Raw genomic sequence first — 26985 nt, 5'->3', positions numbered from 1 at the left:
TTTATTTCTCTTATTTTTTTGCTGCGCTTACAGCTGCCAATCTAAAAAGTTTTGTAAAAGTCGGGTGCCTACTTTGGCGCTTCGCTCTGGGTGGAACTGCATGCCCGCGTAGTTATCTTTGGCAACAATTGCTGAAAAAGCTTGCCCGTACTCACCGCTAACTAGGGTGGCATCGTTCACTGTGTGAGCAAAGCTATGCACAAAGTACACTTGATCTTGCGCTGATAACCCTTTGGTGAGGGCATGCTCTTTTAATACACTTAGGTCGTTCCAGCCCATGTGCGGTGAAGTTAATGTGCCCACATCTAAGTGCTTAACAATACCTGGAATTTTGCCAAGGCAATCAACATTGCCTTCTTTAGTGCTGTCGCAAAGTAATTGCATGCCTAAACAAATGCCCATCAACGGACGCTGATATTCATCAATTGCTTGTTGCCAACCACCGTCTTTTAGGCGTTTCATGGCAACAGAAGCATGGCCTACGCCTGGTAAAATAGCACGTTCAAAGCCTTTTAGTTGCTCAGGTGAGGTGATCACCTCAGGTTTTTCGCCCAAGCGTTCAAAGGCAAAACGAACAGAGTTAATGTTGGCACAACCTGTATTAATTATGGCAATCATAAACACCCCTTAGAGCTGGCAGTTTGTTGTGAAGCATCTTTTGCAATCGCAGCGCGAAGTGCTCTTGCAAACGCTTTAAATAGACCTTCAACTTGGTGATGACAATTACCATCGCTAACCGACAAAATAAGGCTCATTGCGGCATTATCACTTAAGCTTTTAAAGAAGTGCTCAACCATTTGTACGTCTAAGTCGCCGACTTTTTCACGGCTAAAATCAGCATTTAATACAAACGAGGCACGGCCCGATAAGTCAATTTGCGCTTCAGCTTTGCATTCATCCATAGGGAGTGCAAAACCATAGCGACCAATTTGCGTTTTTGTACCTAGCGCTTGTTTAAGGGCAAGGCCAAGTGCAATGCCGATATCTTCAACTAGGTGGTGCTCATCAATGTGTAAGTCGCCAGTGGCTTGAATATTAAGTCCGATATTGGCGTGTGTGCGAATTTGGTCAAGCATGTGATCGAAAAAGCCAAGGCCAGTGCTAATTTCGCCATTTTTTGTTTGGTCTAAATTAACTTGCACATCGATTTGTGTTTCTTTGGTGTTGCGAGTGACACGGCCTTCACGGTTCGCCGTTGTCAGCTTAGTGACAATGGCATCCCAGCTGCCGTCATACAAAATGCCTTCACAACATAAGTTATTGGCAAGTCCAATATCAGTTTGGCGGTCACCAATCACAAATGAGCGTGCTAAATCGACTTTACCCGAGCGCATAAGCTCAGTAAGTAAGCCTGTTTTTGGTTTACGGCAGTCACAATTTTGTTCATCAAAGTGAGGGCAGATCAGAACTTCATCAAATTTAATCCCTTGGCTGTTTAAGATATCCATCATCTTGTCTTGAGCAATATCAAAATCGGCCGTCGGGAAGCTATCAGTGCCTAAACCATCTTGATTAGATACCATAACAAGGCGGTAACCTGCCGCTTGAAGTTGTAATAGAGCAGGGATCACATTTGGCAAAAACACTAATTTTTCTAGGCTATCAACCTGTTTGTCGGTGATAGGCTCTTCGATAATCGTGCCATCGCGGTCAATAAATAAATATGGGTTGCTCATGATAATTCCTGTTCTACTGTTTTACTGGTCAGTGATAAGCCATCTAACCAAACTTTTACTTGTTCTAGTTCTTGCTCGTTACCGATAGAAATTCGTAACCAATCATCTTCGCTATATAATGTGAAGGCACGCATTACGAGTCCTTGCTCAAGTGCGATATTAAATGATTGTTTGTCTTTTAATTTTAAAGTGACAAAGTTACCTTCACCGCTCAGTACTTTGATAACGGCAGGTGATTGCTCGAGCCAACTTTTTAGTTTGCTTTTTAAGCTATTTAGAATTGTCACCTGACGGCGCATTGAAGCGATGTTGTCACTACTTAATGCGTCTGCTGCAATGCTCGCCACCACCGTTGATACAGGGTATGGCGCAATCACTTTACGAATAGGCGCCAGTAGCTCGCTGTTGGCTAATGTGAAGCCTGTTCTTAAACCCGCTAGTGCAAATGCTTTTGATAAAGTTCTTAGTACCACAAGGTTACTAAACTCGTTGATCAGGCTTGCTGCTGTTTGTTCTGGGCAAAATTCTATATAAGCTTCATCCACTACTACAATCGCTTTACCAGCAAGTTGTTGAGTGATTTTTCTGATTTTGTCTAGGCTTGTCATGCTGCCGGTAGGGTTATTTGGATTACAAATAAACACCAGCTTTGAATCAGCAACCGCAGTTACAACCTCATCAACCGTGCCTTTTAATAACAGCTCTTGAGTTAAACCGTTAATCGCGATGTTGTGGGTATCAGCTGTGACTTTGTACATGCCGTAAGTTGGCAAAAAGAGTGCAATGCTATCTTTACCAGGGCTACAAAAAGTACGTACTAATAGCTCAATACCTTCGTCAGCGCCGCGAGTCATCAGTACTTGCTCTGGCTCTAAATTAGCATAGCAAGCGTAACGATTGATCACTTGCTGAGGCTGCGGATCTGGGTAGCGATTTAAATCAGCTAAATTGATATTTGGCGTACGTGAATAAGGGCTTTCATTGGCATTTAACCACGTTGTGCCGGTTAGCTTTTCACTTTTAGCCGAACTGTAGGCTGTAAGCGCTGCAATGTTATCTGGCAACAGCGTTGTTATTTTTGAATTATCGCTCATTGTTCATAGCCTCAAGACGAATCGAAACAGCATTGGCGTGAGCATCAAGCCCCTCTGCTGCAGCTAAAGGTAAAATTGCTTTAGATAATTCACGTAAGCCATTTTTACTGATGGTTTGCACTGTGTAAGTTCTAAAGAAGTCCAGTAAGTTTAAGCTCGAATAGGTCGCGCTGTAACCATACGTTGGTAGTACGTGGTTAGTACCCGATGCATAGTCACCGGCTGACTCCGGGGTGTAATCACCTACAAATACTGAACCGGCATTTTTCACTAAGCTTAAATAAGGCTGCGCATCAGCAAGTTGTAAAATAAGGTGCTCAGGACCATATTCAGCAGACACCGAAAAGGCTTGCTCAACCGAGTCCACTAAAATCAAGCTTGAGTTAGCAAGGGCTTGCTCGGCAGTGTCTTTACGACTCAACTTTGCTAGCTGCTCTGTTAATGCTTGCTGTGTTTTTTCAATGATGCGTTCGCTGTTACATAGTAAAATAACTTGCGAATCAGCGCCGTGCTCTGCTTGCGACAATAAATCTGCCGCAATAAATTCAGGGTTTGCACGCTCATCAGCAATCACTAGCACTTCAGAAGGGCCAGCCGGCATATCAATCGCCATGCCCGGTATAGTTTGCGCAACAAGTTGTTTTGCCATGGTGACAAAGCTATTTCCTGGGCCAAAAATCTTGTTCACTTTAGGCACTGATTCTGTGCCGTATGCCATAGCTGCAATGGCACCTGCGCCGCCACTTTCTACAATGGTTTTAATACCACATAGTTTTGCTGCATATAAAATGGCAGGGTTGATGGTTTCGTCGGCTTTTACAGGTGTAGTTAGCACAACGGTTTGTGCACCACTTAACTGTGCAAGCACCCCTTGCATAATTACTGAAGATGGCAGTGGAGCACTGCCACCTGGCACGTAAATGCCTACCGCTTCAATGGCTTGATATTTAAGTTCACACAATACGCCAGGTTGAGTTGTTAACTTAATGTCTTTTGGTAATTGTGCTTGGTGAAAACGTTTTACATTGGCATAGGCCGTTTCTATGGCGGCTTTTAATTCGTTTGATAATAACTGCTCAGCTTGGTTTATTTCTTCAACTGGCACTAATAAGCGAGGTGTTTCGCGCTTATCAAACTCTTTTGCCATTTTTAATAACGCTGCGTCACCCTCAGTTTTAACTGCATTTAAGATATCGATGCAAATAGCTTCAACCTCTTTACTTGCAGTAACAGCAGGGCGGGTAAGTACCGCCTGCTGTGCTTGTTGATTTTCCTCATTCCAGCGAAACATGGATAATTACTCCATCATTTTTTCAATTGGCATAACAAGAATTGAGTTGGCACCCAGTGCTTTTAACTGTTCCATTGTTTCCCAGAAAAGGGTTTCGCTGCTAACCATGTGTAGTGCAACATAATCGTCGCTACCAGCAAGCGATAGTAAAGTTGGTTGGCCAGTACCCGGTAGTAAGTCGCACACTTCATCAAGCTTTGCTTTTGGTGCGTGTAGCATGATGTATTTACTTTCTTTTGCTTGGCGTACACCACGTAGACGCGGCATTAACGTGTTGATTAAATCAAGTTTGCTTTGATCAGTAAGGTCTTTGTTTTGTATTAAACATGCATTTGATTCTAAGATGGTGTCGCCTTGCATTAAGCCGTTTGCTTCTAACGTTGCACCAGTAGACACTAGGTCACAAATTGCATCAGCCAAACCAGCACGCGGTGCGACTTCAACAGAGCCCGTTAACATGACTGTGCTTGCGTTAATGCCTTCGCGTTTTAGGTATTGGCTTAAGATTTCTGGGTAAGTAGTGGCAATGCGTTTACCTTCAAACCAGCTTTTATCTTGTGGACCAAGTTCTTGTGGCCATGCAAGTGCAAGGCGGCAGTAACCAAAATCAAGCTTAGAAAGTTTATTTACCTCGAATGCCACGCCTTGGCGTTCGCGTTCGGCTTGAACTTCAACAAGTACGTTTTCACCAACGATACCTAGGTCACACACACCGTCCATTACTAGGCCCGGAATATCGTCATCGCGTACACGAAGTACATCAATTGGCATGTTGGTAGAGTGTGCGATTAAACGTTGTTCACGAAGATTTAATTTAACACCAAGTTGTTTTAGTAACTCTTGGCAGTCTTTTGATAAGCGGCCGCCTTTTTGGATGGCGATTCGTAAACGATTGGTATTGCTCATTATTCATTTTCCTTTAATTCAAAAACTAAAAACCCCGAGGGAACCTCAGGGCGAAAATAAATAATTTGGTTGATTGCTCGCCAGAGGTTCCTTTTAGGAATAACCTCTCAGCGAAAAACCTGACAGGCTATTCCGGTGAATGATGGTGATGATGGATAGTTGTCAGATTGAAGCGCATAATTTTTCCTGTATTGCACTCGTTTGTGTAAACCAGTGCGTATATCTGTTTAAATAAGTTACGTATATAGATAAACATGCTTTGCTAATCTTTGGCAAGCATTTTTTTGCGAAATTAAAGTATATCTTATAACTGCCGATATATAACGGTTAGATAGTAGGTACAGCAGGAGGTGCAAATGGATATCATGATCCCCTTTTTAGGTCGAATTACGCGCTTACAGTTGGAAAGTAAAGGTGCGTTTCATATTGCGGGCGTAAAAGATGCGAACGTGCAGCGAATTGAGCTTGAAAAGCGCCAAAAACGTGAAATAGAACGCCGCAAAAAAGCCGCTAAAAAAGAAGATAAAGGCAACAAAAGTGCCATAGAAGAAGATGAAGAGGGTAATAAACACCTAGATACATGGGCTTAATACTCAATATAAAATTTGTTTTTATGCAACTGTGCGGTTTTTTCTGCTAACGTTAAGAAACACTTGTGTTGTAACTTACAAGGCAATTCAATGGAACGACCCTCAGTGCCATTAAATGAGCAAGCTAGGCTTGAAGAGCTTCGCTCATTAGATGTTTTAGACTCTCAAAGTGAACCCGCCTTTGACCGAATCACTCGCCTTGCCCAGCAATTTTTCTCTGTACCAATTTGTGTTATCAGTTTAATTGACGAGCACAGACAATGGTTTAAGTCATGTGTGGGGCTCGATGTAACAGAGACCGCAAGAGACGTTTCTTTATGCGCCCATGCAATTTTATACAAAGACCCGCTTGTGGTTGAAAATGCCTTAAACGATAAGCGTTTTGCTGATAACCCACTGGTAATGGGTGACCCAAATATTCGCTTTTATGCGGGCTGCCCAATTACACTTAAATCAGGAAATAGAATTGGCACTTTGTGCCTTATCGATCATCAACCGCGCAGTTTTAACAAACAAGAAATTAAAGCCTTACAAGACTTTGCAGCAATCGTCGAGCGAGAGTTTGCAATCATGCAGTTAGCAACTACCGATGAGCTTACTTTATTGCCTAATCGTCGCGGTTTTATTAGCACCGCAGAGCATTATCTTGATTTGTGTATTCGCCAGCATTTAAAAGCAAAATTAGTGTTTATTGATTTAGATAATTTTAAAGCGATTAACGATAAATTTGGTCATGCAGCCGGGGATAAAGTACTGAGAGATTTTGCAGGATTACTAGAGAACTGTTGTCGCAAGGCTGATTTATATGCACGTTTGAGCGGTGATGAGTTTGTGATTTTATTTACAGATTTAAATACCAGCGAATGCGACACCATAATGCAACGCTTGTTGTTGTCATTCAGTGACTTACCTAATAGCTTTAATAACCAAGTTGAACTTGGCTTTTCTTATGGTATTGCCGATTTTTCTGATCAGCAACCTTGTTCACTGACGAAGTTACTCGCTGTTGCAGACACGCGAATGTATGCCGATAAAGCACAAAAAAAGGCCCGATAAACGAGCCTTTAGAGCAAAAAGCTGTGCTTAATTTTTTGCTTCTGCTGATTGAATACTACTTTGGATCAACGGCGAAATTGTTAAACCTTGTACGATAATCGAAAAGATCACAACTACGTAGGTGACAATAACAATTAAGTTGTGAAGATCTGAGCCTGCAATCATTACTTGATCGCGAGGGATGGCAGCTGCCATTGCCAGCGCTAGACCACCCCGCAAGCCACCCCAAGTGAGTATTTTCACTGAGTGCTTATCGTATTGGCGATACTTTTTAAAGAATACAAATGGCGCACCTACACTTATGAATCGCGCTAGCAACACCACGGGTACCATCAGTAAACCTAAGCCAATTTCTTCAAGAGTAATCGGCATAGTGACGATGAGCATACCGATAATCAAAAACAGCAAGGCGTTTAAAAAGCTATCGGTGGCATGCCAAAAGTCTTTCACGTAGCGAGTATCTTCAGGCCCCGTACGCTCTGTTGCTTTTGAACGAGTAATATTGCCAAGTAAAATACCACTGGTGACCATAGCAAGTGCACCTGAGATTTCCCAAATATTCGCTGCTGCAAAGCCGGCTGTTGGAATGGTCAGGGTTAGTAGCAAACGAATGTTAACATCGCGGCTATTAATAATTAAAAAATGCCCGACTAACGCAATCACGAGACCAAACACGATACCGCCAATTGCATCAACTAAGAACAATTCAGCAACGTCAGTAAAGGTGGCTTCGGTGCCATAAAAGGCCACTGAAAAAATCGTTGTGAAAATCACCAAACCAATACCATCATTAAACAAAGACTCACCTTCAACTTGCACAGAAATACCTTCTGGGGCTCGCATTTGTTTAATAATGGCTAACACTGCAATCGGGTCAGTTGGGCTGATTAAAGCACCAAACAACAAGCAGTAAATAAACGGTACTGGCCAGCCTACAAAAGCAAACAAATAATAGCTTAAGTAACCAACAATGATCGTTGAGGTTATGGTTGAAAATAACACTAATGCGGTAATTTCCCACCGTTGTTTACGAAGGGCTGCTAAGTTGATTTCCAGCGCACCTGCGAATAGTAAAAACCCGAGCATGCCTTTTAGTAGCAACTGATTAAAGTTGATACTAGAGACAATTTGGGTCATCTCGAGGGCGGTAGTATCGCCAAGCATTTTAACGGCAAGTATAAGAAGCAAAGAAATAACAACAGAGCCTGTTGTTATAGCAATCGTGGTTTGCATTTTGAGGATATATTGGTTAGCAAAAGCAATAAAAATAGCTAATGCTGAAAGAAAACAAATGAGGTACCAAGCATTCATTGTTTGACCTTAAATATTTGTATAACAAGACGCAGAAAGCAGTCACTTTCTGGCCGCATATAGTACGCCTCTAATATAGGTATGTCACAGTGTTTATGCGATTTTTATGACATTTTAGAGTAAAAATTCAAGGTGCTGATTGCATATGTATAATCGCTGTTAATAATGTCTCAAAAGAGACAAAATAAACCCGACAAAAGCGCAATAGTGATAAGTTCAGTTAGGTCAATCAGCCTGTTTAAACTGGGCTGATTCTTGGCTGGTATTAATAGCTCTGATTGGGTAAGGAATAACAATTCCTTCTTCTGCGTAACGTTGATGTAATGCTTTGATAAACGCAGATTTCACCCAAAAGCGATTAAAATACTCCTTTACTCTTAACATCACCGTAAAATTGATACTTGATTGATCGAATGTATGAAAGACCACAAAGGTTTCGTAATCATCGATGCCCCATTCATGGCTTTTTAAAATCTGTCTTGCTACATCCAACGTTACTTGCTCAACTTTTTCAAGATCAGAGCCATAATGAACACCCACTTCAACGGGGACGCTGAGCTCTTTTTCTGGGTAAAAATAGTTAATGATGCGTGATTTAGACAGCTGACTATTGGGGATGACTATCATGTTATTTGGCAACATTTTTACCCAGGTTGAGCGCCAACCAATTTTCTCAACAAAGCCTTGGTCGCCACTTTCAAGCTCTATAAAGTCGCCGACCCGAATAGGTTTATCAATCACCAACTGAACGCCAGAGAAGAAGTTTTCGAGTGTCGGTTGTAAAGCCAAAGCGACGGCAAGAGAGGTAATGCCCAAAGAGGCAATAATCGGAGTGATTGATATACCCAACGTGCCTAATAACACCAATAAGCCAACACACACAATTGCGCAGCGGATCAAGCCTTTAATGATGCTATGACTGTTCGAAACCACTACAGAGCGGCCGCTGTAATAATCAACGGTGCCAAATAAGAAATGGTCTAAAAATAACACTAAGGCAAAAATACAAATGGCTTTAGCGGTGGCCGCAATAGGTAAGGGGTGCTCAGCCATAAAGCCGGTGGTGTTTAATAACTGACCAAAAATGATCACAAGCACCATCATTGTGCACAAGGTCAATGGTGTAGACAGTGAGTCAACCAGTAATGAGTCGAAAACAAAGTCGGTTCGTTGGGTCCATTTCTTTAAGCAATAGATGATTACAAACTTTAATAAAAACAAAGCTGTGGCGGCTAATAAAGTACCACCAATGACGACCAGCCATGGCTCATTTAGCCATTCGTTTTGTATCAGATCAGTAATCATGCTTAGTCCTTAAATCCTAGATACTTGGCATTGCTGCAAGTTATGTACCCAGACTTTTTTATGGATATCTAATCCTTTTAGCTGTGAATCACAAATAATGAGATGAGCAAAATAAAAACAAATAAAAGGTACAAATGTTTAATAAATGTTATTATTTTGTATCAATAATTTTACACTTTAAATGTATTTATTAACATTTTATAAACCTTTAAATTCCTATCCTGCTGTTAATTATGGCTTTTTAATTTAGAGCTAATACTTTATTTGTAAATTTTTTGTTTCATTTTCAATTTCGCTCCATTCAATCTAGGCTGGTCACTAATCGGGAACAGTGCAGTCCGGTTACTAGGAAAATATTAAATACATAACAATCTAACGGAGCGTAAACGTGAATTTATCTAAAATCACATTAGCAACTCTTGCTGCTTTTGCTTTGACTCAAGCAACAAGTGCAGTAGCTGCGAACAAGAAATACCTAAACGAACAAACAGGGATTAACCAAGCTTTGCAAACCAATGCATCATCTGTATTGAGTGCAAATCCAAATCAGTTAGTTGGTTTAGGTGCAGGGAATGATTTAGTTGTATTAAAAGAAATCAAAACCAGTAACGGCAACACCACGCGTCGTTATCAGCAGATGTATCAAGGTCTACCTGTTATCGGCGATACGGTTAGCCTTACATTTGATGGAAATGGCCAATTAAAGCGCGCACATGGTGCAGCGGTGTATGACATTGCCGCCGACATCGACTCAGTGTCTCCGGCACTAAACAAGAAAAAAGCAATGGCAAAAGGCCTTGCTAACTCACCTGCTGCAATTAAATCAGTTGGGTTAAAAAAACATAATGAACAATCACGTTTGGCTATTTGGCTAGATGAGGACAGTGTTGCACACCTAGTGTATGAAGTATCTTATGTGACGTATGGCGACAACCCATCTCGTCCGTATCAAATTATTGATGCTAACAGCGGTGAAGTTTTATTTAGCTTCGATAACTTACAACATGCTAGTGCAACAGGCCCTGGTGGTAACTTAAAAACCGGTAAATACATCTACGGTACTGACTTTGATAGTCTAGATGTTACTCAGTCTGGCAGCACCTGTACGATGAATAACGCAAATGTAAGAACCATTAACTTAAATGGCGGTACAAGTGGTTCAACAGCGTATTCGTTTACATGCCCAGAAAATACCTTTAAAGAAATTAACGGTGCGTACTCGCCTTTAAATGATGCGCATTATTTCGGTAACGTCATTTTTAATATGTATAACGATTGGGTCGGCACTGCGCCATTAACTTTCCAATTGAAAATGCGCGTTCATTACGGCAATAACTATGAAAATGCGTTTTGGGATGGCAGTGCCATGACCTTTGGTGATGGTCAAAATACCTTCTATCCACTGGTAAGTCTTGATGTATCGGCGCATGAAGTAAGCCATGGTTTTACCGAACAAAACTCAGGCCTTGTTTATTCTGGTAAATCAGGTGGTTTGAACGAAGCGTTCTCTGATATGGCAGGTGAAGCGGCTGAGTTTTACATGAAAGGCTCAAACGACTGGTTAGTGGGTCAGGAAATCTTTAAAGGTAACGGTGCACTACGTTACATGAATAACCCAACCCAAGATGGCAGCTCAATTGACCATCAAAACAATTACTACTCTGGTATGGATGTTCACTACAGCTCAGGTGTATTCAACAAGGCATTTTATAACCTTGCAACCACACCAGGTTGGGATACGCAAAAGGCGTTTGTTGTGATGGCACGCGCTAACCAACTTTACTGGACAGCCAGCACAAACTGGGATTTAGCAGGTAACGGCGTGATGGATGCGGCCTGTGATTTAAGCTATGACCCAGCAGATGTTCAAGCTGCACTTGCGGCGGTTGGTGTGACTTCAAGCTTAAGTGCGGGTAGTAGCTGTGGCACAACTGAGCCACCTCCGGGCGGTGATGAAGAGCTAACCAATGGCGTTGCACGCACAGGGATCAGTGGCGCTGCTAAAGAGCAAATGTTCTTTACTCTTGAGGTGCCAGCAGACGCAACGAATTTACAATTCAATACAACTGGTGGAAGTGGTGATGCAGATCTTTACGTTATGTATGGCGCAAAACCAACACTGAGCAACTTTGATTGTAAAAGCACTTCATCTACTAGCACAGAAAGCTGCGCTATAAGTAATGTACAAGCGGGTACTTACTACGTAATGGTAGAAGCGTGGAATCAAATTTCAGGTGTATCACTTACAGGTAGCTTTGATTCGGGCAGCGGTGGTGGTGTAACACCGATTAACCGTACTGAGTCTAACTTAAGTGTTGGCACAAATAGCTGGAGTCGTTTCACGCAAGACCTAGATGCGGGTTATTCGTCACTTGATGTGACTATTTCTGGTGGCTCTGGTGATGCTGACTTGTATGTGAACTTTGGTTCGCAATCGACCACCTCTAGCTATGACTGCCGTCCTTATAAAAACGGCAATAGCGAAACTTGCACATTTACAAACCCACAAGCGGGTACTTGGTATATCGACCTTCGCGGCTATCGCGCTGCAAGTGGTGTAACACTCACCATTTCGGCTAACTAGCCACCCTTTTAGGGAGCTTCGGCTCCCTTTTTTTATTTTCATTAAAATGCAAATCATAAAAGGATTGATTATGACAACCCGCCTAACACAGTGCCTAGTGGGCTTTGCCACACTGTCACTGAGCCAACTAAGTTATGCAGCGCAAGACGAAACAATTTGGGTCACTATTGATGCCCTTGCTGCAGAGCACTTTCAACAAGATACAGTAAGTAAACGTAAACAAAGCAGTAATTTTGCGATGCAAAAATCGGCTTTGAATCAAGTTAATTTTATGCGCGTTAACAAGCAGGATATCGCTGGGTTAAGTGAGTTTATGCACGATAACTATCATCGCTGCGGTGGTTTTGTAGCCCATGACTCATTAGCAGATGCCGAGCTCTATACTCAGCAATTAAATACTGTAGCTCAGACAGCTATGAATGCGAGCCTAGTAAACTACAGTATTGATAATGCCACGACAGTTAACGCACTAATATCATCGATTGATAGTAGCGAACTGAGCGATACGGTTAATAGCATGATGAACTTTCATAACCGATATTATTCAGTGCAAAGTGGTGTTGATGCAGCTGATTGGTTAAAGAGCCATTGGCAGCAAATAGCCAGTAGCCGCAGTGATATAAGTGTTGAGTATTTTAACCATAGTTTTTCACAATCATCAGTTATTGTGACCATTCCTGGTGCAGAAAAAGCCGATGAAATCGTCGTTATTGGTGGTCATTTAGACTCAATCAATCAGTCTAATCCAAGTAATGGTCGTGCTCCTGGTGCAGATGATAATGCCTCTGGTATTGCAGTGCTCACACAAACCCTCAAAGCAATTGTGGAAAATAACTACCAACCTCAGCGAACCATTCAAATTATGGGGTTTGCCGCTGAAGAGGTAGGCCTTAGGGGCTCAAAAGATATTGCCCAAAGTTATAAAACACAGGGTAAGAATGTTGTAGGTATGGTGCAGTTTGATATGACTGGCAATAACGGCAGCAACACAGATATTGTGATGATGACCGACTACACTAACTCATCGCAAAATCAGTATTTATCGCAGTTGCTCGATGCTTACCAGCCCACAGTGAGCTATGGCTTTGATCAATGTGGTTATGGCTGCTCAGATCATGCCTCTTGGTATCAACAAGGGTTTGCCGCCTCAATGCCATTTGAATCAACAATGAGTGATATTAACCCATTGATCCACACATCAAATGATGCCCAATTTGATGCGGCTCACGCGAGTAAATTTGCAAAATTGGCAGTGAGCTATGTTGCTGAAATGGCAAAGAACGCTGGTGATGTGGTAACTGAGCCGACTAATCAGCTTGAAAATGGCGTAGCTAAAACAGGTTTGTCGGGCGCAGCAAAAGATCTGTTATTCTTTACACTTGATGTACCCGCAATGAGCAGTAACCTTGAGTTTGTAACCGAGGGCGGCTCGGGCGATGCTGATTTATACGTTAAATTTGGCGCTAAGCCGACCTTACAGGATTTTGATTGTAAAAGCACAACCTCTACAAGTAATGAAAGCTGTGTGATGTCGTCAGTTCAAACTGGCACGTATCATGTCATGGTTGAAGCGTGGAATGAGATTTCGAATGTGTCACTCACGGGAAGTTATAGCACCTCAGGTGGCGGTGAAAACGTTGACCGAACTGAGACAAACGTGAGTGTGGCTACCGGAAGTTGGCTGCGCTTTACTCAACAAATACCCGCAGGCCTAAGTAACTTAACGGTGACTATTTCTGGCGGTAGTGGCGATGCAGATTTGTATGTTAATTATGGCTCAGCGTCAACAAGTTCAAATTATCTATGTCGGCCGTACAAAAATGGTAACGAAGAAAGTTGTCAATTTGATAACCCACAAGCTGGCACTTGGTACATAGATTTACAAGGTTACCGAGCTGCATCGGGCGTTACATTAACGATTCAAGGACAATGATTTAAACCCAATCATACTTTTAACCATGAGGAAGCCTTGCTTCCTCATTTAGTCTTGCCCTTGGCAAGTCAGTTACGTAAAATCTGCCCATCACTTTTAATCTATTGGCGAAGTTTATCAAACAACTTTTCAGTGCCACTGGCCCCCTTGCACTTTCTCTTGATGGATATACTCCTCGGCAGCCACAAATTGACATGGCTGTTGCAGTTGATGCTGCCTTAAAAAAACGTCACCAATTAGTGGTTGAGGCGGGCACAGGCACGGGTAAAACCTACGCTTACTTAGCGCCTGCGTTAAAATCAAAAGGCAAAACCATCATCTCAACGGGTTCAAAAGCACTACAAGAGCAGTTGTTTCATCGGGATTTACCCAACTTAGTCAAAGCACTAAGCGCCACTAAAAAAGTTGCCCTTTTAAAAGGACGTGCGAATTATTTGTGTACCTATCGCTTAAGTCAGCATGTTGCGCATGTACCAACAGATGATCCTGATGTAATGCATCAACTCGCGATGGTGGCAAAGTTTGCAAGTGAAACCCGTTCAGGCGATTTAGCAGATTGTATTGGCATAGAAGAAGACGCCAAAGTACTGCCTTATGTTAGCTCAACGGCTGATAACTGTTTGGGTAAAGAGTGCCCCGATTTTCAAGATTGCTATATTCGTAAAGCCCGCTTAAATGCCATGGAAGCTGACGTGGTGGTGATCAACCATCATTTATTTTTTGCAGATATGGCTGTAAAAGATACAGGCTTTGCTGAATTAATGCCTACGGCAGACGCCTATATTTTTGATGAGGCGCATCAGCTCAGTGAAATTGCCAGTGACTATTTTGGTGAAAGTGTTAGCACTAAAAAGCTGGTGGATTTAATTAATGACTTACGAGCAATTTACCGTGCAGATATCCCTGACATGCTGCAATTAGGTAAAACTCTCAACAAGTTAGAAACCAGCGTGGCAGATTTACGCTTGCAGTTTGGGGTTGATGGTAGCCGTGGTGATTGGCGTGAAAAGCTGGCTGATAAAGATATTTGTGCAGCACTGCACCGGGTCATTAGCGACCTCGACTTTTTATACCAAGTATTAAAGTTATGCTTGGATCGTAGCGAAAAAATAGAGCATCCGTTTGAGCGTACGCTGGCCTTTAAAGGTCAGTTAGAGCGGGTATTTGATACAGCCCAAACGGGCTATAGTTATTGGTACGAAACCACTCGCCGATACCTAACGGTAAACATTACACCACTCAATGTATCGGCTAAATTCGCACAAATGATGAAAGACACAGGAGCAGGCTTTGTGTTTACATCGGCGACTCTATCGGTCGATAACGAATTAGAACACTTTAACGCTAGCCTTGGTTTAAAACCAACGCAAAGCATGATTGTTGAAAGTCCGTTTGATTACCAACAACAAGCGCTACTTTGCTTACCGCGCTACTTACCTGAGTCTCATGCGAATAATATGCCCCATGCAATTATCAAGCTGACCCTTGAGTTGATTAAATCAGCAAAAGGTCGCTGTTTTGTGCTGTTTACTAGTTATCGTATGATGCACTTAGTGGCTGAAGGTTTAACCACACAAATGGATTATCCAGTTTATATGCAAGGACAAATGTCTAAACGCATTATCCTTGAGAAGTTTACCCGTCACGGAAATGCCGTTTTACTCGGCACAGCCTCATTTTGGGAAGGCGTAGATGTTAGAGGCAGCACATTAAGTTGTGTTATCATTGATAAATTGCCGTTTGCCGCACCTGATGACCCATTATTGCAAGCAAAAATGCAAGATTGCCAGTTACAAGGCAAAGACCCATTTGCCCATATTCAATTACCCCAAGCGGTCATTGCATTAAAGCAAGGGGTAGGGCGACTTATTCGCGATAGTAAAGATAAAGGTGTGTTGGTTATTTGTGATAACCGCTTAGTAACACGCCATTACGGCCAAGTATTTTTAAAAAGTTTGCCACCCATGCGCCGCACACGCGATTTAGCAATGGCAAACGCGTTTTTAGAACAGATCAATTAGAGTAACTTAGATGATTAAACACAATATTCTTGCCTTAGATGCATCAACTGAAGCTTTATCGCTGGTGCTACATTATCAAGGGCAAACATTTCATCATTTTGAAGAGTGCCCTCAGCAGCACAGTCAAAAGATTTTGCCTTTAATTGATGAGTTACTCGCAAAGGCACAATGTAAACTAGCCGACTTAGATGTGATTGGCTTTGGTCAAGGACCGGGTAGCTTTACTGGCGTGCGTATTAGTGTTGCGATTGCTCAAGGTTTAGCGTATGCCGCACGCTTACCTTTGGTTGGCGTATCAACATTGCAGATGATGGCACAACAAGCGTTTGAGCAAGACCAAGCTAACGATGTGTTTTCTGCGATTGATGCACGTATGGGTGAGATTTATTACGCTCATTATAAAGCTGATGATAATGGCTTAATGACGCTAGTTGATGAAGAGCAAGTCATTAAACCTGAGTTGCTAACGTTACCTGAAACAACAGCGGCAGCGGTGGGTACGGGTTGGCAGACCTATCCTGCACTTGTTACAGGTTTGGCAAATGTAAGCTTAAATGAAAACATTTTACTGCCTGATGCAAAGTACATGCTGGCCTCGGTTGCCACTGCATTCGCTAGCGGTGAAACGGTGACTGCAGCCAATGCACAGCCTAAATATGTTCGTGATACAGTGACTTGGAAAAAGCTACCAGGCCGAGAATAACTGAAAGAATAACGGGACTTGCGTGCCCGTTAGTTATGGCACATAATTTAGTCATGTTTGATTTGGAATTACGAGTTTGACTTTACCTATTGGCTCAGGCTTTTATACCGGTGACATTCCCGGTCAATATAGCCGTAAAAATACCGTTACTGATAAGCCCAAAGCTATATCAGAGCAAACGGCTGAGCAAAAATCGTCAACAGAGTATGTTAAATCAAGCCCTCAAGCTGTTGCTATTGCTGATGAATTTAAAGCCGAGTCGCAAAACTATCAGCAAACAATTTATGACAAACCAAGCAACCCAAAAACCAGTCGTGCTATTTCAACCTATACAGAATTTGCTAACTTAGAGCGCCGCGCCGAAGTGCAAAGCCTTATTGGCGTTGATGTATATGCTTAGCTAATTGGTATAATTGGTGAAACTGAATTCACAAAAAAGCCTAAACAAATTGTTTAGGCTTTTTTTATGATTGGACAGTATTCAATATAAATTACTGTTTAATATAATCAATCAGTTTGTCGGCAATCGCAGTATTGTTTTGCGAACCGTAGAAATCTTCAGCACGTTTACCATAGGCAAATACTTGTACATCAATAGCGGTGTGGCCGCCAGTCGTCCAACCTGTGAAGCTGGCATGATTGATAATATCTTTTACTGCAAGTAGTAGTGCTTTATCACCCATTTTCTTAGCTTGGCTAAGCTTAATGCTGTTTGCATCAGTAAACTCGATATTAGAATACTTTTGCCATACTGCTTTTAAGTCATCGCTTTCAAGTAGATCTTTTGTGATAGTGCCAGCAGTTGCTTTAACACCTTTAACAACGTCTGTTTCCCACTTATATTGACCATGAGCACCAAGTGTTAATCCACCTGTTGAGTGGTCGGCGGTGATAACAAGCAGAGTATCAGGGTTTTTATCTACATACGCTTTTGCTTGTTCAATCGATTTAGCAAAGTCGTCCATTTCGCCCATTGCGCATGCGATGTCGTTTGCATGACCACACCAGTCAATTTGGCTGCCTTCGATCATCACAAAGAAACCTTTGTCGTTTTGACCATCAAGTAAATCAAGCGCTTTCGTTGTCATTTGCGTAAGGCGCGTTGGGTTTTCGTCAAGCGCAAACGGTAAACCGACTTCAGCAAATAAACCAAGCGCTGGAACTTGCTTTAAGTTACTCATTGCTGCAAAGTCATCGCTGTACTGATAACCTGCTGCTTTAAATTCTTCCACTAGGTTACGGTCTTCACGAACGTAATATTTCGTGCCGCCACCTAGCATTAAATCAACCGGTAATTTACCAGCGATTTTGTTATCGATATAGTCGTTAGCAATCTCGTCGTAGTTACGGCGTGATTCGTTATGTGAAGCAAAGCTTGCTGGTGTAGCATGGTTGATTTGCGAAGTAGCTACGAGTGCTGTTGTCATACCGCGCTCTTTGGCAACTTCAAGCATAGTTTTTACTGGTTTTTTATCAGTATCAACAGCAATTGCGCCATTATAACTCTTATGACCACTGCTCAGTGCTGTTGCACCTGCTGCGCTGTCTGTTACATAGGTATGATCGTCAGGGTAGGTATGTGCCATACCACGCAAAATAGTATCGAAAACAGTTGGGTCAACAACTTTAGTATTTGGATCATCTTTAAAGTAACGATATGCAGTTGTGTACGCCGGGCCCATACCATCACCAATCATATAAATGATGTTTTTTGGTGCTGATTCAGCCATTACTGAGCCTGCTGAGCATAATAATGCTAAAAGACTTAATTTTAATTTCATTGATGTAACCTTATTATTGTGCCCTTATTTATACTGCGAGGATTATTGTATACTAGCCAGACGATAAATAAACGCCTTTAAGTTGAAACGCTTAATAAATAGGAGCAATTGTGCAACCTTTTTCTTTTCAAACTGGCACTCAGGCAATGCATGGCCTAACCTTTGGTCATGGCGAAGAGGTTGTGGTTGCCTTACATGGTTGGCTTGATAACGCACATAGTTACATACCTATGTTACAAAACGCGCAGTTAAACCAGCGTTGGTATTGCCTTGATTTTCCCGGCCATGGTTTGTCTGATTGGCGAAGCAGTGACGCCCATTATTACTTTATTGATTATGTTGATGACGTCTATCGGTTTATTGAGTCACTTGATGTAACGAAAGTGCATTTAGTTGGCCATTCTATGGGCGCTATGGTCGCTGGCGTTTTTGCGAGCTGCTTCCCTGAAAAGGTGGCATCGGTAAACTTTATTGAGGGAATTGGCTGCGTTACAACCAACAGCAATGAAGTGAGCGGCCAACTTCGTAAAGCGATATTAAATAGAGCGCGGGTAAACAGCAAAAGCCCTCGTGCATTTGACTCAATAGCGCACATTATTAGTGCAAGGCTTGCAAGTGGCGACCTTGAATACCCACAAGCAGAACTATTAATGACACGAAATAGTTACGAAAAAGCAGGTAAGTGGTATTTAACAACCGATCCTAAGCTTAAAAATCACTCAGGATTTCGCTTTGATGAGGCGCAATGTATTGCAACCATCAAACAAATTACCGCACCATGTCAGCTTATCCTTGGGGATAAGGGTTATCCTTTTGTTAGAGATAACCTAGAGGCATATGGTAAATATTACAAGGAGTTAAAAATTCATGAGATACCTGGAGGTCACCATTGCCATATGCAAAGTCCTGCATTAACCTTAGAGCACATTCATGCATTTATTGGGCAGTATAAAGCAAGTTAATTGTATAATTGCACCAAATGTGGGATTATCTGCACCATTAGAGTATTTACTCCATTGAGAAACGGCCTTAGTTAGATTAAGGTTATTAAAAAATATAATTATAAACAGGAGCTAAGAGTGGAAAAAATCTGGCTTAAACGCTACCCAGAAGGTATGCCTGAAACAATCGACCCTGAGCATTATCACTCGCTACTCGACTTGTTTGAAAAAAGTTTTGCTGACTATAGTGACCTTCCAGCCTTTACCAACATGGGTAAAGTGTTGACCTATAGTGAGTTAGACAGTGCTACAAAACGTGTTGCGTCGTACATTCAAAATGATCTTGGTCTGAAAAAAGGCGATAAAGTAGCGGTGATGATGCCGAATCTACTACAAACGCCTGTGACTATTTTAGGCATTCTTCGTGCAGGCTGTGTAGTGGTAAACGTAAACCCACTTTACACCGTGCGTGAATTAGAGCATCAGTTAAATGACTCTGAGTCATCAGCAATTTTCATTCTTGCTAACTTTGCCGATACCCTAGAAAAAGCATTACCAAAAACCAACGTTAAGCACATCGTGGTTACTCAAGTGGGTGATATGGTGGGAGGCCTTAAAAAGCACATCGTTAACTTTGTGGTTAAGCACGTTAAGAAAATGGTGCCTAGCTATTCATTGCCAAATGTAATCAAATTTGCCGATACACTTGCTGGTAACGAAGCGAACTATAAAAAGCCAAATGTTGATTTAAACGACTTAGCATTCTTGCAATACACGGGTGGTACAACCGGTGTATCTAAAGGTGCAATGCTTTCTCATGGCAACATGGTTGGTAACCTTGAACAAGTATCAGGTTGTTTAGACAAAGTATTAGAGCGCGGAAAAGAAGTGGTTATTACGGCACTGCCGCTTTACCACATCTTTGCTTTGACTGCGAACTGCCTAACATTTATGAAATACGGTGGTTTAAACGTACTTATTACGAACCCTCGTGATATGCCTGGCTTTGTAAAAGAGTTAGCACAACACAAGTTTACCGCGGTAACGGGTGTAAATACCTTATTCAACGGTTTACTAAATACCCCAGGTTTTGCTGAACTTGATTTCTCAAGCTTAAAAATGTCACTTGGCGGTGGTATGGCGGTACAGCGTCCAGTTGCTGAAAAATGGCAAGCTGTAACAAAAACCAAATTAATGGAAGGTTATGGCCTAACTGAGTGTGCACCACTTGTAACTGTTAGCCCTTACGACCTGGAAGGTTATAACGGTTCAATTGGTTTACCTGCTCCTAGCACTGAAATTAAGCTTATGCTTGAAAATGGTGAAGAAGCAGCAAAAGGGGAGCCAGGCGAGCTTTGGGTTAAAGGCCCACAAGTTATGCAAGGTTACTATAACCGCCCAGATGCAACAGCCGAGTGCTTAAAAGACGGTTGGTTTGCAACAGGTGATATTGCAACTTACGATGATGAAGGCTTCTTCTACATTGTTGATCGTAAGAAAGACATGATTATCGTATCTGGTTTCAACGTGTTCCCAAATGAGATCGAAGAAGTTGTTGCTATGCACGATGGCGTGCTTGAAGTAGCAGCTATCGGTATTCCTCATGAGGTCAGTGGTGAACAAGTTAAAGTTTTTGTCGTGAAAAAAGATCAATCTTTAACTGAAAAAGATATAATAAAGCACTGTCGTGATAATTTAACGAACTATAAGGTGCCTAAACTCGTTGAGTTTAGAGATGAACTACCAAAAACAAACGTTGGTAAGATTCTAAGAAGAGCCTTAAAGGACGAACAAAAATAATTAAAGCCGGCATTAGCCGGCTTTTTTATGGTAATGAAAGGGGTATAAGTGCAATATCAACTGATCGAAACGCAAAATCAATTAAATGATTTTGTAGAAAAAATAACAGGAAAACCGGTACTGGCAATTGATACCGAGTTTATGCGTCGTCGTACGCTTTACCCTGAAGTTGCACTTATTCAAGTATACGATGGTGAGCATTTAGCGTTAATCGACCCACTGGCTGAGTTGTCGCTTTTTGATTTTTGGCAAGTACTTAAAAACCCAGAGGTGTTAAAAGTACTGCATTCACCGTCAGAAGATATTGAAGTGTTTCAAAAATACGCTGGCTTTGTACCAACACCGCTGTTTGATACCCAATTTGCACTGCAAATACTAGGTCATGGAAATTGCATGGGCTTTGCCCACATGGTTAAAGAGTTACTTGATATCGAAATTGATAAAAGTGAATCGCGCACTAACTGGCTACAGCGCCCACTCACAGAAAAGCAGCTAGATTATGCCGCTGCAGATACGTACCACTTACTGCCTTGTTTTGAAATTATTAAAAAACAAATTGATGAAGCTGGCTTTTTTGACATTGTGATCAGCGAAAGCGAGTTAGTTGCGCAAAAACGTGCTTACCAACCACCAGCAGATCAGCTTTATAAAGATATTAAAAATGCTTGGCAATTACGACCGCACGACTTAGCTGTATTACGCGAACTTGCCGCATGGCGCCGTGAAAAGGCAGAGCGCAAAAACCTCGCGCTTAATTTTGTGGTAAAAGAGCACAACATGGTTGAAATAGCTAAGCGTAAGCCTGCAAGTTTAAATGCGTTACGCAGAGTGCCGGGTGTTGAGCCAATGGAAGTGAACCGTTCGGGCGTAGAAATTTTAAAATGTATTGAGCGTGGTAAAGCCGTTCCTGTAAGCGAACAACCTGCACAATTAAAACGTTTAATCGATTTTCCGGCATATAAAAAAGCCGCTAAAGATATTAAACAAAAAATTACCAAAGCTGCAAAAGAGCAGGGTATTCCTGAAGATGTATTGGCCTCTAAAAAACAGATTAACCAACTGATCAGCTGGAATTGGAAGCTCGATGCAGATGAGCGTAAAGCTGCATCAAAGCCAGATCTATTCAACTCATGGCGCTATGAGTATGTGAAAGACGTACTTAAAGAGTGGCAAAATTAAGTAACTATTTCAAAGGGCTTTTTATACTTTGACTTGCATTAAAAGCCCTGAAACTTACTGCGTTTACGCGTAACCTCTAACCAATGCAGCAAGTTATTATCATATCGTTTAAGTCGTTGTTTTTGTTTCGACGTTAAATAGTAAAATGGCGCGAATATAAAATAGCCATGACCAATGATTACCACACAATTAAAACCATATTTAGAAAATTGTTTAATTTTTTTAGTTTTGTTCGGTTCAATATGAACATTCCCAAACGCAGAGCTATAAAAAATACCATGGCGACAAATGGTAAGTTTTTTCTTGCTACTTAACATTAAAAATACAACTACAAACGAAATAATTGTAAAAGCCAGTAAAAGTAGCTCGTAGAATGGATGGATTTTTGATGCTGATTTTAATATGAAAAGTAATAAGGCTGCTAAAGTGATAAGCACTGCAAGCGTGCTTTTCTCTGAACTCTTCCTTAAATTCAATACTTTCATTCTCAGTCCTTGAGAGGTTTTTTTAATATATTACTCCGCCACTTAGATAATACAATCTGCCAAAAAAATGAAAGTAAACGCAATTTTTAATGTTTTATTATTAATTTTTAATGCTGTGTTTTATTTAGCTTGTTGAAATTGAATGGGATATTAAAAGTTAAATGGTTGGATATAATAATAAATATAATAGAGCATCAGAAAATCTAAATCCTAGTTCTTCATGTGTTTGAATATAAAGTGTTCTATAGTCTATTTTCTTTTTAGCTGGCAATTAGTTAATGACTCTGGTAGTAATATCCTATTCAGAAAAACGAGCCGCAATGTAGTGGAATACTGCGAAATCCGCTCGGTATAAAATATTAGATTATTGGAGGCTTTATCGAAACGTTAGTATTAATCATCGGCTCAATAATATTCTTTGTTTTGGTCGTAAAATTGGAATCTATGATACCTATTAACTTGATGGATAAGGCGCAGAGAACGTTCGTTGATTTAGGTGATGCCGTAAAAGTGAGGGCAGGTGCGAACGCTCGCTTTTTTAACACCAAAGGGCAATTGATTAAAAAGCAGGATATTGTGAAGATTCAGAAAGCAGGCTGTCTTTCTTTGTTCACTTACTCAAATAATGCAATCGATATCACAGTACACCCCCTGAACAGGAATTCTGTGTTTGACGAGGCTAAACGATTATTTCCAAAGGCTAAAATTGTTGAAATTGACATGGAAAACTAACAAGTTAAAACGTTATGTGCAGGGAAAACGAAGTGAATCAAGGTCCAAAAATGAGTAGCTATTCTATTAGTTAAATATACTTCATAACTCAGTGAGTTTGGTATAAATCGTTTTACGTGACTGGGTTGCTAGCCCTATGTTAGGCTTATCTTCGCTTCATAGCATTATCCACTCTCATCTGAGCGTTAAATTTTAAGGAAGATTCGGTATTGATATCATTAAAGTTAAAAGACTTTCTTCACCCAAGACCTTCTCCAAAGGGGATTGATGTTCTATGTAAGTTACAACATTTTGCGATTATCACTTACGCTGTAGAACCTTCGAGGTTTTGCGGGATTTTTCCAAATCGATTTAAACTTGATACTTTAACAATTAATGGTCAAGAAAAAGCTTTAATATCTGTCGTTCCTTTTATTGATGTTGACTTTACATCAGCGGTATTCCCTTTTCCTAAATTCACTATGGGGCAAACAAATTACCGAATTTATATCATCGATAAAGAAACAAATGAGCGATGCGTTTGGTTTTTGGGTACCACGTTAGATTCATGGACACTGGCGGTGCCAAGATTTTGTTGGGACTTACCTTGGTATAGCGGTAAAGTAAAATTTGATTGTGAATATGATGAAACACAACAAATATACCGTAAATACAAAATGACCACGGATGCTAAATGGGCTCCTGCTAGCGTAGAGTTATCTCAAAAACAGGGAACAACTATAGATTTAGCAGGTTTTCCTGATACAGAAACGGGGCTCGTCTATTTAACCCATCCATTAGCTGGGTTTTATCATCGTCGAGATGGCAAGCTAGGAACTTATCGAGTTTGGCACAAGCAATTAGAGGTTTCTTCAGCAAATCTTGTATCTGCAAATTTTGGTTTATTAAGCAAAACAGGGTTAGTAACTATTGAAGAGCAGCAAGTTGCGCATAGTGTACTTATTGAACCTATTAATGAATTTACTATTTATTTACCGCCTAAAGTGTTGAAATAGAAAATATAAAAAAATGAGTAAATGGACGTTTGAAATTTGGCTAACACCCGTTCTTCGCTATTTTTGCCATACTTAACACTCGCCATATTGTGGTGCTATGCGTAAAGGTGTACATATGAGATTGTTAATTTTCTCTTTTATTATTTCTTTCAGTAGTACAACAATCGCACAAGAGAATGTATGCCCTGTATCAGATAATGAGTCTTTGGATAAATTGAAAGAAAGTGACTTTTCAAAGGAATCATTGGAAAAAACACTCGAGGACCTCCAGAAGTTATTTGATGGAAAAATCGATGTCGCTGATGAATTTATATGGCAAAGCCAGTTGATAATTGAAGGTGCGTACTATCGGATGGAAGTGGATAAGTGGAAGGATGATCCCACCAAATATAAATATTCGGTGGAACGTTTTTGTAATTTCATGAAAGAAAGAGCTCACTACGTGCATTAATACGCAGAACAAGCTGCTGAAGCCACGAAGGCGAAAATAAGTTGTATTTTAGCAAACGGCGTTGGTACGGAAAATAGTGTAATTATTAAGAATGACGACACGCGTCAGATATATAAAAATTTATCTCGAGCTCTGAGACAAATTTCCAAACCTTATCAGAGCCAACTACAAATTGGAGTTTGATTTGTCAGTGAAAGGTTTAAACAATTAATTCCCTTAATTAGCAGCAACACAAAGAAGAGAAGAAAATATGGAAGTTTACGAATACGATTTAGTAGCATTAGTGATTCTTATCATTGGGCTTTATGTTCTAAGCAAGAATGAACTTGAGTTTACTCTGTCTGTAGGCCCAACGAGACTGAATGGGTCTGTGGATGATAACAGTAAGTACACAAAGAGTAGCAAAGCTAATTTGGGAAAGGTTCAGACTAAAATTATTGGCTGCGCGTTTATTGCTACTAGCTTACTAATATATTCCACCGTTAAAGGCGAGCTAGTTTTTTTACTGTGAATCAAGAGTCTATTTGTTATTGAAAATATCCAACTATTAAATTTCCCAATGCAGGAATAATAAAGGTTGACTTGTCGCACGTTTAGCCTGGCATTATATTTTAGAGGTTTAAGCTGTCGTTCAGTCGTTTCCACAGTTTGCTTACGACACGTTAGAGATAGTAAGGAATAAATTTGCGTATTAATTTTCCCAAGGTGAGTCCGAATATGCGGACTTTGTTTTCTTTAAGTGTGCTGCTAATTTTAGCTGCGCTGTTTTACTACGTGGGTCAATTTAACGTTATAAACTCACTATTGTTAAGTTTATGCTGTGTACTTCTAGTAGCTTGCTTTTTAGTTTTATCGCGTTGGAAAGCATATATTAATTTTTTAAAGCAGGTCGGTGAGAAAATCGAACGTGATAGGTTTTATAAAAATGAACACACGGTATCGGCAGTACCATTCAAAAGCCTACCAATAGCAGTTCATGCTTGTGTGGATGATTCAGCCTTATTAATCAAAAAGGCAAATAGCTATATAGCTGTTAATTTTGAAAATATTCACTCGTTTGAGCCAACGGAATATTGTGGGCATCCAATTGCAAAAGTAGTTTTAGTTGAGCAAAAAGATCTGGAGTTTCCATTGTATGTACCTTGGAATGAAGAAATGGCGCAACATGCTACTTCTGATTAAAGCGTAGGATAGAGCAATCTAATGGTACGTTTGCTAATAAATTATCTAAGGAAACAGATTATTAGAGCTATATGCATTAAGTAATAATTGCGTGTATCTAATAGCTATACTACAATATGTGTATCAATCAGATACACAGGAGTTCACTATGGCTACTAAAACAGCACCAATAAATATGCGAGTAGAGCCATCAGTTAGAGATATAATAGATGCTGCAGCAAGTTTAATGAAATTAGACAGAACCGTGTTTATCCAAAAAGCTGCATTAGCTGAAGCACATGAAGTTATTTCTAATCATAGAGACTTTATTCTGGCTGAACAAGCGTATGATGCTTTTGAGCAGGCGCTAACTGCTGAGCCAATAAAAGACAAAGGAATGAATGAGCTATTGAATAGGAAATCACCTTGGGAATAAAGGCCCCAGAATTACTGACAGATGAGCATGTGTTAGATGTGTTTAGTTGCGGTAAACCAGAATTAGACGACTGGCTTATAAAAAAAGCGCTAAAAAACCATAAAAGAAATAACACTAAGGTGTATGTGGTTTGTGATGACAATAATAAAGTAATAGGATACTACGCCATTGCTATGGGGTCAGTGCAAAGAGAAAGCGCTTTGTCATCTCTCAAAAGAAATAGCCCCAATCCAATCCCTATGGTTGTTCTGGCAAGGCTAGCAGTTGATGAAGGATATAAAGGTCGCGGGATAGGTGTGGGCTTATTGAAGGATTGTGTCTTACGCTCTGTACACGCGATGAATGTTGTTGGTGGAGCTGGAATCTTAGTTCACGCTCTCGATGACGAAGCAAAGGCATTTTATAAAAGGTTTGGATTTAATGAATCGCCGATTGATGCTATGACTCTAATGGCGAGAGTTATTGATATCGAAGCTTCACAGACATAAAAATATGTTTTTTATATAGCGCGGAGTAGTGAAACTGTAATATTAAAAATCAATGCTTTAACTCTC

Annotated in this window: 25 protein-coding genes; 16 read left to right on the top strand and 9 right to left on the bottom strand. The window is 40.8% G+C overall.

Going from position 1 to position 26985, the window contains the following annotated elements; genetic code table 11:
* Positions 1–27: 27 nt before the first annotated feature.
* The 5 genes from hisH to hisG are packed head-to-tail and all read right to left on the bottom strand — an operon-like array spanning position 28 to position 4967.
* Complete coding sequence (hisH, locus tag AN213_RS15280) at positions 28–618, bottom strand: imidazole glycerol phosphate synthase subunit HisH (RefSeq protein ID WP_055199020.1); 591 nt, start codon at positions 616–618, stop codon at positions 28–30.
* Positions 615–1676, bottom strand: a complete 1062-nt coding sequence (gene hisB, locus AN213_RS15275; protein ID WP_054563884.1) for a bifunctional histidinol-phosphatase/imidazoleglycerol-phosphate dehydratase HisB — start codon at positions 1674–1676, stop codon at positions 615–617. The genes hisH and hisB overlap by 4 nt, the downstream gene beginning before the upstream one ends.
* Complete coding sequence (hisC, locus tag AN213_RS15270; RefSeq protein ID WP_055199019.1) at positions 1673–2770, bottom strand: histidinol-phosphate transaminase; 1098 nt, start codon at positions 2768–2770, stop codon at positions 1673–1675. Before hisC ends, hisB begins: the two co-directional genes overlap by 4 nt.
* Positions 2760–4061 carry a histidinol dehydrogenase gene (gene hisD, locus AN213_RS15265; RefSeq protein ID WP_055199018.1) on the bottom strand — a complete coding sequence of 434 codons (1302 nt, stop codon included), beginning with the start codon at positions 4059–4061 and terminating at the stop codon, positions 2760–2762. The genes hisC and hisD overlap by 11 nt, the downstream gene beginning before the upstream one ends.
* Before the next feature lie 6 nt (positions 4062–4067).
* Positions 4068–4967: an ATP phosphoribosyltransferase gene (hisG, locus tag AN213_RS15260; RefSeq protein ID WP_054563881.1), complete on the bottom strand. Its 900-nt coding sequence runs from the start codon at positions 4965–4967 to the stop codon at positions 4068–4070.
* Between the two features lie 356 nt (positions 4968–5323).
* Here hisG and AN213_RS15255 point away from each other — a divergent pair, with 356 nt between their 5' ends.
* Together AN213_RS15255 and AN213_RS15250 are read left to right on the top strand one after the other, a co-directional pair.
* The gene (locus tag AN213_RS15255; RefSeq protein WP_054563880.1) at positions 5324–5557 is read left to right on the top strand and encodes a hypothetical protein; all 234 of its coding nucleotides are present in this window, start codon (positions 5324–5326) and stop codon (positions 5555–5557) included.
* Between the two features lie 90 nt (positions 5558–5647).
* Positions 5648–6613, top strand: a complete 966-nt coding sequence (locus tag AN213_RS15250; protein ID WP_055199017.1) for a sensor domain-containing diguanylate cyclase — start codon at positions 5648–5650, stop codon at positions 6611–6613.
* A 27-nt stretch (positions 6614–6640) separates the two neighbouring features.
* Here the strand turns inward: AN213_RS15250 and AN213_RS15245 are convergent, their stop codons facing one another.
* Complete coding sequence (locus AN213_RS15245; RefSeq protein ID WP_055021687.1) at positions 6641–7924, bottom strand: sodium:proton antiporter; 1284 nt, start codon at positions 7922–7924, stop codon at positions 6641–6643.
* A gap of 225 nt (positions 7925–8149) precedes the next feature.
* Positions 8150–9229 (bottom strand): mechanosensitive ion channel family protein, encoded by a 1080-nt coding sequence (locus AN213_RS15240; protein ID WP_095209774.1) that lies wholly within the window; start codon positions 9227–9229, stop codon positions 8150–8152.
* Between the two features lie 388 nt (positions 9230–9617).
* Between AN213_RS15240 and AN213_RS15235 the strand changes: the two genes are divergently transcribed.
* The 5 genes from AN213_RS15235 (at position 9618) to AN213_RS15215 (ending at position 16870) form a co-directional block, all read left to right on the top strand.
* The gene (locus AN213_RS15235) at positions 9618–11813 is read left to right on the top strand and encodes a M4 family metallopeptidase (RefSeq protein ID WP_055199016.1); all 2196 of its coding nucleotides are present in this window, start codon (positions 9618–9620) and stop codon (positions 11811–11813) included.
* 70 nt (positions 11814–11883) lie between these two features.
* Positions 11884–13746 carry a M28 family metallopeptidase gene (locus tag AN213_RS15230; protein WP_095209773.1) on the top strand — a complete coding sequence of 621 codons (1863 nt, stop codon included), beginning with the start codon at positions 11884–11886 and terminating at the stop codon, positions 13744–13746.
* Between the two features lie 104 nt (positions 13747–13850).
* Positions 13851–15767 carry an ATP-dependent DNA helicase gene (locus tag AN213_RS15225; protein ID WP_055199015.1) on the top strand — a complete coding sequence of 639 codons (1917 nt, stop codon included), beginning with the start codon at positions 13851–13853 and terminating at the stop codon, positions 15765–15767.
* Between the two features lie 10 nt (positions 15768–15777).
* A complete protein-coding gene (gene tsaB / locus AN213_RS15220; RefSeq protein WP_055199014.1) occupies positions 15778–16470 on the top strand; it encodes a tRNA (adenosine(37)-N6)-threonylcarbamoyltransferase complex dimerization subunit type 1 TsaB in 693 nt (230 codons plus the stop codon).
* Positions 16471–16546: 76 nt separating this feature from the next.
* Positions 16547–16870 carry a hypothetical protein gene (locus tag AN213_RS15215; RefSeq protein WP_054563874.1) on the top strand — a complete coding sequence of 108 codons (324 nt, stop codon included), beginning with the start codon at positions 16547–16549 and terminating at the stop codon, positions 16868–16870.
* Between the two features lie 91 nt (positions 16871–16961).
* Here AN213_RS15215 and AN213_RS15210 read toward each other — a convergent pair whose 3' ends face one another.
* Positions 16962–18251, bottom strand: a complete 1290-nt coding sequence (locus tag AN213_RS15210; RefSeq protein WP_055199013.1) for an alkaline phosphatase — start codon at positions 18249–18251, stop codon at positions 16962–16964.
* A gap of 110 nt (positions 18252–18361) precedes the next feature.
* Between AN213_RS15210 and AN213_RS15205 the strand changes: the two genes are divergently transcribed.
* From AN213_RS15205 to rnd, 3 genes are all read left to right on the top strand, one after another.
* A complete protein-coding gene (locus AN213_RS15205; protein ID WP_055021685.1) occupies positions 18362–19213 on the top strand; it encodes an alpha/beta fold hydrolase in 852 nt (283 codons plus the stop codon).
* 117 nt (positions 19214–19330) lie between these two features.
* On the top strand, positions 19331–20992 hold the full coding sequence (gene fadD, locus AN213_RS15200) for a long-chain-fatty-acid--CoA ligase FadD (RefSeq protein WP_055021684.1): 1662 nt from the start codon (positions 19331–19333) through the stop codon (positions 20990–20992).
* Positions 20993–21040: 48 nt separating this feature from the next.
* Positions 21041–22171, top strand: coding sequence for a ribonuclease D (gene rnd / locus AN213_RS15195; RefSeq protein ID WP_054552031.1), 1131 nt, complete (start codon positions 21041–21043; stop codon positions 22169–22171).
* Between the two features lie 38 nt (positions 22172–22209).
* Here rnd and AN213_RS15190 read toward each other — a convergent pair whose 3' ends face one another.
* On the bottom strand, positions 22210–22656 hold the full coding sequence (locus AN213_RS15190) for a hypothetical protein (protein WP_054563869.1): 447 nt from the start codon (positions 22654–22656) through the stop codon (positions 22210–22212).
* 435 nt (positions 22657–23091) lie between these two features.
* On the opposite strand from AN213_RS15190, the gene AN213_RS15185 reads away from it, so the two are divergent.
* From AN213_RS15185 to AN213_RS15155, 6 genes are all read left to right on the top strand, one after another.
* Entirely contained in the window at positions 23092–23388 is a 297-nt protein-coding gene (locus AN213_RS15185) for a hypothetical protein (RefSeq protein WP_150114725.1), read from the top strand.
* Positions 23389–23597: 209 nt separating this feature from the next.
* Complete coding sequence (locus tag AN213_RS15180) at positions 23598–24383, top strand: DUF2071 domain-containing protein (protein WP_055199011.1); 786 nt, start codon at positions 23598–23600, stop codon at positions 24381–24383.
* A 115-nt stretch (positions 24384–24498) separates the two neighbouring features.
* Positions 24499–24834 carry a hypothetical protein gene (locus AN213_RS15175; RefSeq protein ID WP_055199010.1) on the top strand — a complete coding sequence of 112 codons (336 nt, stop codon included), beginning with the start codon at positions 24499–24501 and terminating at the stop codon, positions 24832–24834.
* Between the two features lie 684 nt (positions 24835–25518).
* Entirely contained in the window at positions 25519–26016 is a 498-nt protein-coding gene (locus tag AN213_RS15165; RefSeq protein WP_150114724.1) for a hypothetical protein, read from the top strand.
* A gap of 148 nt (positions 26017–26164) precedes the next feature.
* On the top strand, positions 26165–26431 hold the full coding sequence (locus AN213_RS15160) for a DUF1778 domain-containing protein (protein ID WP_055199007.1): 267 nt from the start codon (positions 26165–26167) through the stop codon (positions 26429–26431).
* Positions 26422–26919 carry a GNAT family N-acetyltransferase gene (locus tag AN213_RS15155; protein WP_055199006.1) on the top strand — a complete coding sequence of 166 codons (498 nt, stop codon included), beginning with the start codon at positions 26422–26424 and terminating at the stop codon, positions 26917–26919. The genes AN213_RS15160 and AN213_RS15155 overlap by 10 nt, the downstream gene beginning before the upstream one ends.
* Positions 26920–26985 lie beyond the last annotated feature (66 nt).

It is taken from the genome of Pseudoalteromonas sp. P1-8 (genome assembly GCF_001399985.1).
In the GTDB taxonomy this organism is placed as follows: Bacteria; Pseudomonadota; Gammaproteobacteria; order Enterobacterales; family Alteromonadaceae; genus Pseudoalteromonas.
This window is presented reverse-complemented; position numbering and strand designations above follow the sequence as displayed.